8 protein-coding genes are annotated in these 12,377 nt (G+C 49.8%); 5 read left to right on the top strand and 3 right to left on the bottom strand.

What is annotated here, in order from left to right:
• Window positions 1-255: 255 nt before the first annotated feature.
• The 3 genes from parC to Q7C19_RS04705 all read right to left on the bottom strand — a co-directional run bounded on the left by parC (window position 256) and on the right by Q7C19_RS04705 (window position 5,204).
• On the bottom strand, window positions 256-2,661 hold the full coding sequence (gene parC, locus Q7C19_RS04695; protein ID WP_375091760.1) for a DNA topoisomerase IV subunit A: 2,406 nt from the start codon (window positions 2,659-2,661) through the stop codon (window positions 256-258).
• A complete protein-coding gene (parE, locus tag Q7C19_RS04700) occupies window positions 2,654-4,624 on the bottom strand; it encodes a DNA topoisomerase IV subunit B (RefSeq protein ID WP_035407952.1) in 1,971 nt (656 codons plus the stop codon). The genes parC and parE overlap by 8 nt, the downstream gene beginning before the upstream one ends.
• 178 nt (window positions 4,625-4,802) lie before the next feature.
• Window positions 4,803-5,204: a CoA-binding protein gene (locus Q7C19_RS04705; RefSeq protein WP_375091761.1), complete on the bottom strand. Its 402-nt coding sequence runs from the start codon at window positions 5,202-5,204 to the stop codon at window positions 4,803-4,805.
• Window positions 5,205-5,633: 429 nt separating this feature from the next.
• Here Q7C19_RS04705 and Q7C19_RS04710 point away from each other — a divergent pair, with 429 nt between their 5' ends.
• The 5 genes from Q7C19_RS04710 (at window position 5,634) to Q7C19_RS04730 (ending at window position 12,368) form a co-directional block, all read left to right on the top strand.
• Complete coding sequence (locus tag Q7C19_RS04710) at window positions 5,634-6,674, top strand: tyrosine-type recombinase/integrase (RefSeq protein WP_375091762.1); 1,041 nt, start codon at window positions 5,634-5,636, stop codon at window positions 6,672-6,674.
• 30 nt (window positions 6,675-6,704) lie between these two features.
• Entirely contained in the window at window positions 6,705-9,314 is a 2,610-nt protein-coding gene (locus tag Q7C19_RS04715) for a DEAD/DEAH box helicase (RefSeq protein ID WP_375091763.1), read from the top strand.
• On the top strand, window positions 9,311-9,841 hold the full coding sequence (locus tag Q7C19_RS04720; protein ID WP_290771953.1) for a glycerol-3-phosphate acyltransferase: 531 nt from the start codon (window positions 9,311-9,313) through the stop codon (window positions 9,839-9,841). The genes Q7C19_RS04715 and Q7C19_RS04720 overlap by 4 nt, the downstream gene beginning before the upstream one ends.
• Before the next feature lie 13 nt (window positions 9,842-9,854).
• A complete protein-coding gene (locus Q7C19_RS04725) occupies window positions 9,855-11,405 on the top strand; it encodes a GNAT family N-acetyltransferase (protein WP_375091764.1) in 1,551 nt (516 codons plus the stop codon).
• 291 nt (window positions 11,406-11,696) lie between these two features.
• On the top strand, window positions 11,697-12,368 hold the full coding sequence (locus Q7C19_RS04730) for a 50S ribosomal protein L25/general stress protein Ctc (RefSeq protein WP_214728666.1): 672 nt from the start codon (window positions 11,697-11,699) through the stop codon (window positions 12,366-12,368).
• The last annotated feature ends 9 nt before the right edge of the window (window positions 12,369-12,377 follow it).

The raw sequence follows: 12,377 nt of genomic DNA on the forward strand, positions 1-12,377 counted from the left end.
CTAAAGGGACGGTCCCGTAGCTGCTTGATCAATTGACGCTATAAGCAAAGCTGCGGAGACGCGTGACCCGACGCTTGTTCATGACGAATCGTGACCTGACTATTTCTTCTATTGTAGCTGTTATTGGTCAGTGTTTCAATTTGTAAACGATATTTCTAGCGATAAATCTCAAAATTCCGAGCATTCGTCTCAAAATTCCCTCTCCTGCCCTGCTAAATCTAAAAAAGCTCCCCCGTTATCCGGAGGAGCCTTATCTCATCGTGTATACCAGTCGAGCAATGGACCGAATTTCTCTTCATCATAGGCGAATGAACCGTTCGATAAGCGGTCGAGGAACGATAACGAACCGATTTGGATCGTTTTCTCCTGCTCTTTTCCGCTGAGGACCAATTCTTTCGCTTGTGTGACGTCGATCAATGCTGCGACCCGGTGTGGTTTTGACTTCAAATCACGCAGTAACTGTAAGCCACGGAGCGCACGGCTCGAGACTTGGAACTGATCCGCGAGACGCATTTTCTTCAAGGCACCCCGTTGCGTCAAAAGAACGATCTGCGGCGCTTCCTTGAAGCCAATCGCACCCGCGACGACGTCCTGATCCTTCAGGTTGATCGCCTTGACACCGGCAGCCCGGACACCGACGACCGGGACATCATCTTCCGTGAACCAGAGCCCGAAACCGTTCTGTGTCGCAAGGAAAAGATCCGTTTGACCCGTCGAGACCTGAGCGTACAAGACTTCGTCGTCTGCCTTCAGACGGACGCCTTGGAGTGGTTTTGACTTCCGCTGGGCATTGTAATCACTCAGTTTCGAGCGTTTGACCATCCCTTGACGGGTAACGAACAAGCAGTGATGGGCTTCATCGAACGAGCGGACGAGATCCGCTGAAAGAACCCGGTCACCCGGTTCGAGAGGGACGAGGTTCGCGACATGTTGACCGCCATCTTTCCATTTCGTATCCGGCAATTGGTGGACCGGAATCAGCAAGTAGTTTCCGCGAACGGTCCAGACAATCAAGTGATCGGTCGTCATCGCTTGCCCTTGGAGCAACGGACGATCCTGTTCCTTCAAGTCCGGTAAGTCGTTCGAGGCACCGAATGAACGGAGTGATGAACGTTTGACGTAACCGTTCTTCGACAGGAAGACCATCGTTTCCTCGACAGCAATCATGACTTCCGTCTTCAGCTTCAGTTCTTCTACTTCCGCTTCGATCGTCGAGCGACGTTTGTCCGCGACTTGTTCTTTCAAGACCGTCAATTCCTTGATGATGAGACGATTCCGTGTCTTTTCATCGTTGAGGATCTTCTCAAGACGAGCGATCTCCTTCTCGAGTTTCGCCGCTTCTTCCTGCAACTCGACGATATCGGTATTCGTTAACCGGTAGAGTTGAAGCATGACGACGGCTTCCGCTTGACGGTCCGTGAAGTTGAACCGCGCAATCAGCTTGTCCTTCGCATCTGCTTTATTCGATGCAGAACGGATCAAGGCAAGCGTCTCATCGAGGACAGAGATTGCTGTCATCAAGGCAGAAACGACTTCCTGGCGGCGTTTCGCTTGCTCAAGATCAAATGCTGTCCGACGGATGACGACTTCCTTGACGTGTGCGAGATACGCATCGAGGAGCGTCAAGACGCCCATTTGCCGCGGTGTCCGCTCGTGGATCGCGACCATATTGTAGTTATAGGCAATTTGTAGATCCGTTTGTTTGAGATAGAAGTGTAAGACACCTTCCGCGTCCGCTTCCTTTTTCAACTCGATGACGACCCGTAAACCGTCACGATCAGTCTCATCACGGACTTCGGCGACACCTTCAACCTTTTTATCAAGACGGAGTTCTTCCATCCGTTTGACGAGGTTCGCTTTATTGACCTCATACGGGAGCTCAGTGATAACGATTTGCTGGCGACCGCCCCGCAATGTCTCAATCGTTGAACGCGAACGGATGATAACTTTCCCACGTCCTGTCTCGAACGCCTTTTTGATGCCGTCAAGCCCTTGGACGACACCACCAGTTGGGAAATCAGGGCCTTGCATGTGCGTCAATAAGTCATCGACGTTCTGAACCGTACCGGAGATTCGACCGATCGCAGCATCAAGGACTTCCCCCGCGTGGTGCGGTGGAATCTCGGTTGCGTAACCGGCGGAAATCCCCGTCGAACCGTTCATCAGCAGGTTCGGTAGTAATGATGGTAAGACGAGTGGTTCCTCCGTCGTATCATCGAAGTTGAGCGTGTAATCGACAGTCTGTTTATTGATCCCGTCGAGAATGAGACTCGAGACTTTCGAAAGACGGGCTTCCGTATACCGCATCGCTGCCGCGCTATCGCCGTCGATTGATCCATTGTTTCCTTGCATATCGATCAACGGATAACGGAGCTTCCACTCTTGGCTCAAGCGGACCATTGCTTCATAGACCGATGAGTCACCATGCGGATGGTAGTTACCGATGACGACGCCGACCGTCTTCGCCGATTTCCGGTAAGCACGGTCGAACAGGTTTCCTTCCGTATTCATCGCATACAAGATCCGGCGTTGTACTGGTTTCAGACCATCACGGGCATCCGGTAAGGCACGATCTTGAATGATATATTTCGAATAACGACCAAACCGGTCGCCGACGACTTGCTCGAGCGACAGGTTCAGGATGTTTTGTAGATTAGACATGTTCGTTCACACTCTCTTTCGTCACGTGCTCATTCTCGATGATCGAGAGGTCTTCTGCGAGACCGAAGGCGACATTGTCCTCGATCCACGTCCGGCGGTGTCCGACGTTATCTCCCATCAGGACAGAGACGCGTTTTTCCGCTACGGCAGCATCGTCGATCGTAACCCGGATCAATGTCCGTGTCTCGGGATCCATCGTCGTTTCCCAGAGTTGCGGTGCGTTCATCTCCCCAAGTCCTTTGTAACGCTGGATCATATAACCTTTACCGAATTTCTTCGTCGTTTTCTTAAGTGTCTCTTCATCCCAGACGTATTCGAACTTCTCCGATTTGCCTTTCCCTTTTGAGACACGGTAGAGCGGTGGTAAAGCAACGAAGACCTTCCCAGCGTCAATCAATGGGCGCATGTAGCGGAAGAAGAAAGTCAGCAATAAGACTTGGATATGCGCGCCATCGGTATCGGCATCGGTCATGATGATGACTTTGTCGAAATTACAATCTGACAAGTCGAAATCAGCTCCGACACCGCCGCCAATCGCGTGAATGATCGTGTTGATCTCTTCATTCTTCATGATATCGGCAAGTTTCGCTTTCTCTGTGTTCAAGACCTTACCACGAAGTGGAAGGATCGCTTGGAACGTCCGGTTTCGTCCTTGTTTTGCAGAACCACCAGCAGAATCACCCTCGACGAGGAACAATTCATTCTTGTCCGCGTTTTTTGAAGCCGCAGGTGTTAGTTTTCCGTTCAAGATGCTCGAACGTTTTTTCTTTTTCCCGTTTCGTGCTTCTTCGCGCGCTTTCCGTGCCGCTTCCCGGGCTTGCGCAGCGCGAATTGCTTTTTTGATCAACAGCGTCGCCGTTTGTGGATTCTCTTCCAAGTACGTCGAGAGACGACGACTGATGACAGCGTCACAGCTCGTCCGCGCTTCCGGTGAGCCGAGTTTCGACTTCGTTTGCCCTTCGAACTGGAGGAATTCTTCCGGGATCCGGATCGAGACGATCATCGTCAACCCTTCGCGGATATCATTTCCGTCAAGGTTCTTATCCTTTTCCTTCAAAAGCGTGTTTTTCCGGGCATATTCATTCATGACCCGTGTCATTGCTGTTTTTGCCCCGACTTCATGTGTGCCGCCGTCGCGTGTCCGGACGTTGTTGACGAACGAAAGGACGTTTTCCGAGTACGCATCCGTGAACTGGAAGGCGATATCGACTTCGATCTCGTTTTCCGTTCCTTCGAATGCAACTGTCGGATGAAGCGTGTCTTTATCATCGTTCAAGTACTGGACGAATTCGCTGACACCGTCTTGGTACTGGAAGATGTCCTGTTTGTCGGACCGTTCGTCCGTCAACGTAATCTTCAGACCTTTTAGCAAGAAGGCTGATTCGCGTAAGCGTTCCGCAAGCGTATCGTAGTTGTATGTCAACGTACTGAAGATCGAGCCATCTGGTTTAAAGTAGACGCTCGTTCCTTTTTGGCGCGTCGTACCCGTTTCAAGCAACGTCGTCTTCGGAATCCCGCCGTTTTCAAACGTTTGCTCATATTGTTTCCCGTCACGGAAGATCGTTACTTTCAAATCCGTTGATAAGGCGTTAACGACCGACGCCCCGACACCGTGTAAGCCACCGGACGTCTTATATCCACCTTGACCGAACTTACCACCAGCGTGAAGGACCGTGAAGATGACTTCAGCAGTCGGTTTTCCCGATGCATGCATCCCCGTCGGCATCCCACGTCCATGGTCACGGACCGTGATCGCATTATCTTTATGGATCGTGACATCAATTTGTTCCCCGAATCCTGCGAGTGCTTCATCGATCGCGTTATCAACGATCTCGTAGACGAGATGGTGAAGTCCACGGTGATCGGTAGAACCAATATACATACCTGGGCGCTTCCGGACTGCTTCGAGTCCTTCGAGCACCTGTATGGCATCATCATTGTAGTTATTTAAGTCTGTCGCCATTCATTTCACCTCAAAATTCAAAATTACGACGTCGTTTTTACAAACGTTCGTTCGTTATTTCAAGTAGTCTGTCTCTAATTGTAGGCATCTTCTTGCTTCCTGACAAGCATAACCTGTAATGGGCATGAAAAAAGACACCTTCACGAACGGGTGAAGATGCCTAAAGTCGTGCGATGACTTACAGGTATTGATGCTCGATTTTGATGCAACGATTCTCAATATATGGAATGCCAGCGCCGAGCGCCAGGCTCTCTGCTTCGACACTTGAGAGACCAAGTTGATTCCAGATCATCCCGACGTCACCGTGAGCGACAGCATCTTTCGCGACATCCGCCAAAAACTCAGACCGACGGAAAACGTCAACGATATCGATGTGTCCTGGAATGCTTGCAACACTTGGATAGACTTTTTGACCGTTCCACTCGTTTAACGTTGGATTGACCGGAATGACTTCGTACCCGTGTTGAGCCAAGTAGTCAGCAATCCAGTTCGCCGTCTTCCCAGAATCACTTGAGACACCGACGACTGCAATGCGTTTCGCATCCTTCAAATACTGACGTGCTTCTTGATCGGTAATCATTTAGAACTCCCCCTTATGAAAATAACTCTTACCTAACACTCTATACCCAAACCAAGATGAAGTATGCGAAATCGAGCACGTTTTCGATGTTTTTCAGAAATCGTCTTGAAATCAAATGAGTCGACCAATGACCCATCAGACGTCTTCTCGATGCAACTGAGAGCGAAATTGACTATTCATTCTTTTTTAGTTATTTAGGTGACATAATACTATTATTGTTATTAAAGAGACTCTACAACCCTTAAATCTCTAAAAATAGGTTAAATTCTCACGTGCATCGAGTTGACCAACGACCCATCCGATGCATTGTCGATGCAACTGAGCGCTCCCTGTCTGACAATTTAACATTGCGTGAAATAACTATTTCACGCAAACAAGTGCCTGACGTATCAACGTTTGGTATACTACTACTAGAGGGGTGATTGTCGGATGAGTTTATTTAAAAACCTAGGAAAAACAATACATAAAACGACCGTTTCGGCTACAGCACCAGCGATTCCCGGTTATGAGCGGATGCCACGCTTCATTCAATCCTATTTAGATCAGTTAGCAGCCAAACATTTCTCATTAGCAACGATGCGCCGCTACGTCTACGATTATGAGGCGTTCTTCCAATTCGTCGCTGTGGCGTCAGGTGAAAAGGTAACAGCGCGAGATATTCCGCTTGAAGCATTTGTCGAGATCGATGCAGCAGGAATCGAAGCCTACGCCGAATACCTTGCCTTAACGAAACAAAATGCACCGAGCGTCATCAACCGGAAGTTATCAGCGTTACAGTCACTGTTTCGTTATTTGGTCGATACCGGTCAGTTGTCAGAAAACCCGGTCGCCAAAGTCAATCGACCGAAACAAGCCAAACGGGAACCGGTTTATCTGACAAAACGCGAATGGGACGAATTGATTCAGTTATTACCGTCAAACGTTGAGATGAATGCCCGTGAAGCGTCGCATTATGAACGGGATCGTGTCCGCGACGTGACGTTATTCCAATTACTTGGCTATAGCGGGATGCGTTTAAGTGAGATGACGCAACTCGTCTGGAACGATGTCGATTTCCACGAAAATACGCTCCGCGTCATCGGGAAAGGCAATAAAGAACGATTGATTCCACTTGCGAAACCAGCACGAATTGCCTTACGCAAATACGCGATCCATTATCAGATGCCAACGAGCGGCGCCGTACCTGTCTTCCAAAAACACGGGAAACCACTCAGCCCACGAGCAGTCCAGCATATTTTGCAGCGGCACACGGAACGGCTGAAGCCAGTCCTCCCCTTTTTAGAGCGCAAAAAAATTACGCCACATAAACTGCGGCATACGTTTGCGACACGACTTGCGACCGGCGGGGTCGACGTCCTGACGATCCAGCAGTTACTCGGTCACGAATCCGTCGCAACGACGCAGGTCTATGCCCATATCGGTGATTCGGAGAAAAAACGCGCCGTCGATTTGTTTGATGGTGAACGATAATAATATTATGTTAACTAAAGGAGGGATCTCATGAATTACGGGCTCAGTGAACGTAAAATCAAACAGATGTCTGATGCCTATGCCTTTCGACGGGGAAAGAAGTATGTCGCTGCCCGAAAGGTCACGTTACACAATTACCGGATGGGTGATGAGCTAATTGAAGCGAGCGTAGACGGTAAGGAACGATTCACGGTGACGGTCCGCGTCAAGGCGCACGGCGTCGACGCTGGCTGTAACTGTCCGTCGCTTGCGATGGATACGTCATTTTGTGGACATATCGTCGCTGTTTTGCTGGCGATGCATCATGTGCAGGCACACGGCACACCAACACCGCTCTCGCCGCAAATCCGCCCTTTTACGGCAATTCAAGTCGACGACGCAGGCGCGCGCAACTATTTACGCAGTCTCACACCCGATCGTCGGGTGGCGATTCATTTCGAACTGACTGGACCCGTCGTGACGCTCAAACGATTGACGGATAAACAGCAGCATCAACTGTCCCTGCCCTACTTCGATCGTTTGCTTGGACAGACAGAGTATTTGCAGCGGGTTGCGGATGTTTCGTTCAGTCCTGATTTACAGGAACGGATCGTTTCCGGTACACCGATCGCTAAGCTCCATCTCGATCGAACGGCTCAGAAAGTTGAAGTCCGCGTGTCGTTTGATTATCAAGGGATTCAGCTGAATCCGCTCGATGAGACGATTTACGCTGGGCGCGATCAGGTAACGGAGCAAAGTGTCTTACGCTATTTACGTGAATTCCAAGCAACACCATCGAATTCGCACTATGTCATCACCAGTGATGCCGCGCAGTATGCTTTTTTGCGGAGTCTGCTTGACGAACGGGTTGCGCTCGGTCAACTGGAGTTATTTGCAACGCAAGCCATCCGAACGACGTTACCAAAAGGACCCTTTCATCCGCGGATCGAAGTCGACGTGACAGACCGCCTCGACTGGCTCGTATTCAACTTTTCGATGAATGGGATTCCGGAAGACGAGCTGAAACGTGTCCTGAAGTCGCTCGTCTTACAAAAACGCTATCATCGCTTGAAATCCGGACAGTTCGTATCTTTAGAGACACGAGCCTTTCAGCAGTTGCAACGGGTTCTCGCCCAGATGGAAGCGAGTGAACGCGACTTACGCGACGGGCGACTCGTCTTACCTGCCGTCCGGAACATGAAGCATCTGATCGGTGCCTCCATCCTGCATCTCCATGCCGATTTGCTCGAGAAATGGTTCGAATTGAAATCCGGACAAGGATTCCGGCTCGACTTGCCGAATTCATTAGAGTCACAACTCTATCCGTATCAACGGACGGGCATTCAATTTCTGAAGAATTTGGACGCGCAAGGATGTCACGGCATCTTGGCCGATGAGATGGGGCTTGGAAAGACAATTCAAGCGATTGGTTATATAGCAACGATTTCGGATAGTCGTGCACTGATCGTCGCACCAGCATCACTGCTCCGCAACTGGGAGGCGGAACTGAAGCGCTTTTTACCCGGTCGACCGGTTCATGTCGTGACGGGATCTCAAACTAGCCGACTTTCCGAACTGAAGTACTTGGCTGAAAACACAGTGACGATCGTCTCCTATACGACGCTTCGGACCGACGTCCGTCGCCATCCTGTATATGACGTCGTTTTCTTTGATGAAGCACAGCACTTGAAGAATCCGCAGTCACAAACGGTCAGTCAACTGCGACATCTGCAAGCAAAACGCCGGTTCGCCTTGACAGGAACACCACTTGAGAATCGGCCGCGCGATATCTGGTCGATCTTCCATGTCTTGTTTCCGGAATTACTGCCGGATCTAGCGACGTTTGAGAAATGGTCGTTTGATGACATGCAACAATTCATTCAACCATTTTTATTACGGCGTGAGAAAAAAGATGTCTTACAGGACTTACCAAAGAAGCAGATCGAGCATCATTATGTCGAGCTCGGACCGAATCAAAAACGGTTATATGCGTCGTATCTCGCCAAATTGCAACTCGAGACGCTGCAGCATTTAGACGAAACGAAACGTGAAGATCGTTTGAAGTTACTGGCGGGCTTAACGCGGTTGCGGCAAATTTGCAACGATCCGGGATTATTCGTCGAGGGGTACACAGGGGAAGCAACGAAACGAACGCGTCTGCTCTCACTGATTGCAGAAAAACGAGCAGCCGGAAAACGGATCTTGATCTTCTCGCAGTATACGCAAATGCTCGAGCGCATTCGTTCGGATCTCGCGCAACGTCACCTCCCCCACTTCCTATTGACGGGTGAGACACCGCTCGAAGACCGGGTCGCGTTATGCGACCGGTTCAATGACGGTGAAGTCGATCTCTTCTTGATTTCGCTTAAAGCTGGCGGAACGGGACTCAACCTCGCCTCCGCTGATACCGTCATCCTGTTTGACAGCTGGTGGAATCCGGCCGTCGAACAACAGGCAGCCGATCGCGCCCATCGGCTTGGACAACAGTCTGACGTGACGGTCATCAAATTGCTGACACGCGGAACGATCGAAGAGAAGATGACGGAATTACAAGATCGAAAAGCCAAAATGGTCGATGCCGTCCTGACGGCTCCAGACAGTGACGCCTTGACCGTCAAGGAACTCGTTCATCTCGTAACGACAAAGGAGGAACAACGGTGATCCTTGATCTCCTGCTTGGTTATCTCATCGGTAGTATTTTAGGTGGTACGCTCTTTAAGTACATTAGTCGTACTGATTTGGCACAGGTCGGTTCCGGAAACATCGGTGCCCGCAATGCCCATCGTGCCGGTGGGCTTCCGGCTTTTTTATTCGTTTATCTGTTTGATGCCGCGAAGACAGTCTTTGCGTTGCAGATCACTGACACGTTTTATCCGGTCGCCCTCGCCGTGCTCATCGGTCACTTGTTTCCGTTGTTTCACCCACGACGCGGCGGTAAAGGGTACGCTGTATTTTCCGGAATCGTCTTCGCTATCACGCCATGGGCATATCTTGCCGGATTAGGCATACTCGGTTTGTCTTATCTCGTAACGAAAGATAGTGTCAAAGCGGGGCTTATTCCGGTCGTTTTACTTCCGTTACTACCCGTCTTCTTAGACGCAGGGTCAGTCAATATCTTGTGTACCGTTGCCGTAAGTCTACTTGTCCTGTGGGCTCATGATGCACTCCACAAGCCAGCCATTACATAAGGAGGACGTCTCCATGATCGACTTTTCCATTGCAACTGCGGACGACGCGGAAGCAATCCATGAATTGAACTACCTCACCTTTACAGAAGAGATTCCGCAACATCAACCGAACATCGAACGGAAACGAATTGATCGATTCCATGATCAGAACACTTACTTGATCGGTAAGGAAGACGATCGACTCGTCGCGATGATCGCCATTCGAAAGCATCGTCCCTTTTCGCTTGAGGAAAAGGGCGTGACGCTAGAAGAGACACTGACGGACCCAGCGGAAATCCGCTTACTTAGCGTTCGTCCCGAATACCGCAATAGTCGTACGTTCATGCAATTGATGCGCTTTTTAATGGTCTACCTCGAGCGGGAGACGATTGATCATGTCTATATCAGTGGTACGACGCGGGAAGCAAAACTATACGCGCGGTTCGGCTTCACACCGATTGCAGCTACGCTTGGTAGTGGTGACGCCCAGTTTGTACCGATGTTGTTGTCGCGCGCAACATACGAACGATCCGTCATCGCGGATGTCTTACGTCCCCTGCATTTTCTAGCCGGTCCGGTCGAGGTTGCGCCGACGGTTCGTCAAGCGGCGCAACAAGCACCGCGTCCACATCGGACGGCCTCGATGCGGCAGCTCGATCAAGATTTACGTGGCCGAATGTGTCAGTTGCTGGATTTGCCACATGTCTCGATGGCCGTCGGCAGCGGTACGCTCGCCAATGATATTGTCGCGCAACAACTCACTGGACATGGATTGATCCTGAACGGCGGCGAGTTCGGTCAACGCTTGATTGATCACGCGTCACGTGCCGGCAAGTCCTTTGATGTCCATACGCTTCCCCCCGGTCACCCGATCGACTTGAAGCAACTCGCTCATCAATTGAGGCAAACGGCATACAACTGGATCTGGTTGACGCATTGTGAGACGTCAACGGGTGTTCTCTATGATCTTGATGCAGTAAAAGTGCTGTTAGATCAACGAACCGCACTCGTCGTCGATGCGATCAGCGCTGTTGGAACCGGACGTTTCTCATACGCTGGTTGCAAATTCGTCACGACTGTTTCCGGGAAAGCGATTGGTGGTTTACCGGGTCTTGCGTTCATTGGTCACGCAGATCGCGTCCTACCTTCTCTCTGTATTCCCCGTTATCTGGATTTAGGACTCTATGCGGAAGGGGTTGCCTTTTCCGGCTCGTCGAACCTGTTGCTTGCCTGTCAGGCAGCGCTTGATGCCCTCGATCTTAATCAAGCAGCAATCAAGATGACCTATCTCGAACAAGCCGTCCGCGCAACTGGATTCCAACTCCTCGCACAACAAGAAGCACAAGCGCCGGGAATACTGACGATCGTTCATCCGTCCGCAACCGCTTTAGGCGACGCTCTGCGCATTCAGGGGTATCACGTCCAGTACGAAAGCGACTATCTCGTTTACAATCAGTGGCTGCAAATTTCGACGATGGGACAGACGACGATGCGGCAAATTGAACGCCTCGTTCGTGTTTTAGTTCGTGAAAATCAACGAATCATCATAAAGAATGAAAAAAACGAAAGACCTCTTAACCCCTGATTTCAAGCGGTTTGGAGGTCTTTCGACTTCAAAAAGATAAAAAAAGAGGTTTATGGATTTAAAACATAGGGGTATAAACTCATTAGCACCGCATCAAACCGGTGACTTACTCACACATGTTTCTCAATATCAGCGTAATGACCTGGGAGAGAAATGCAAAGTCACGAAAGCGTCAGATTCATGAGAGTCTGAAACCGATTGTCTTAGCATGATTCATATTGTTCAGGATTCGTCCTGCTCCTACATTCATTACCTTTTGAGGGCTATACCAAATTCAAGGGGGAAATGAACATGTCAGTTAATTTAACAGCCGAAAAACGCGAGGTACGTCCACGCTCACTCCGTAAACAATTGCGTCATGAAGGAAAAGCTCTTGGCGTCGTGTATGGTTACAAAGTGGAAAGTACACCAATCGCATTTGAAGAAAAAGAATTGCTTAAAATCGTCCGAGAAAACGGTGAAAACGTCTTGATTTCACTCAAACTCGACGGTAAAAATATTAACGTCTTGATCAATCGCCGTGATATGGATGTCTTCACACCAACAGTCGATCACGTTGAATTCATCGCCGTGAAAATGGATGAAGAAACAGAAGTCGAAGCAGACGTTGTACTTGTTGGCGAAGCAGCCGGTGCAAAAGTTGGTGGTTTCCTATCACAAACACTCTTTAAAGTAACAGTCGCCGCTACACCAGATAAATTACCAGAGAACGTCGAAGTCGACGTCACGAACCTCGAAATCGGCGATTCGATTTCTGTAGCCGATCTTCCAGAACAAAAAGATTTCCGCATCGTTACAGAAGGCGATATTCAAGTCGCAGCTGTCGTCGAATCGACACTCGAGCAGGATCTTGAAGAAATCGAGGAAGCAGAGGCACAAGCAGAAGCTGGCGAAGACAACGAAGCGGAAGCAACAGAAGCGTCTTCAGAAGAAACAGCTGAAGAGAACGAAGACAATAAATAAGTCGTTTAA

Origin of the sequence: Exiguobacterium sp. PHA03 (assembly GCF_041945985.1) — a bacterium.
GTDB lineage: Bacteria > Bacillota > Bacilli > Exiguobacteriales > Exiguobacteriaceae > Exiguobacterium_A.

Excerpts from the sequence above, each read along its gene's own strand:
- parC (WP_375091760.1), bottom strand. The coding sequence starts at position 2,661 with ATGTCTAATCTACAAAACATCCTGAACCTGTCGCTCGAGCAAGTCGTC.
- parE (WP_035407952.1), bottom strand. The coding sequence starts at position 4,624 with ATGGCGACAGACTTAAATAACTACAATGATGATGCCATACAGGTGCTC.
- Q7C19_RS04705 (WP_375091761.1), bottom strand. The coding sequence starts at position 5,204 with ATGATTACCGATCAAGAAGCACGTCAGTATTTGAAGGATGCGAAACGC.
- Q7C19_RS04710 (WP_375091762.1), top strand. The coding sequence starts at position 5,634 with ATGAGTTTATTTAAAAACCTAGGAAAAACAATACATAAAACGACCGTT.
- Q7C19_RS04715 (WP_375091763.1), top strand. The coding sequence starts at position 6,705 with ATGAATTACGGGCTCAGTGAACGTAAAATCAAACAGATGTCTGATGCC.
- Q7C19_RS04725 (WP_375091764.1), top strand. The coding sequence starts at position 9,855 with ATGATCGACTTTTCCATTGCAACTGCGGACGACGCGGAAGCAATCCAT.
- Q7C19_RS04730 (WP_214728666.1), top strand. The coding sequence starts at position 11,697 with ATGTCAGTTAATTTAACAGCCGAAAAACGCGAGGTACGTCCACGCTCA.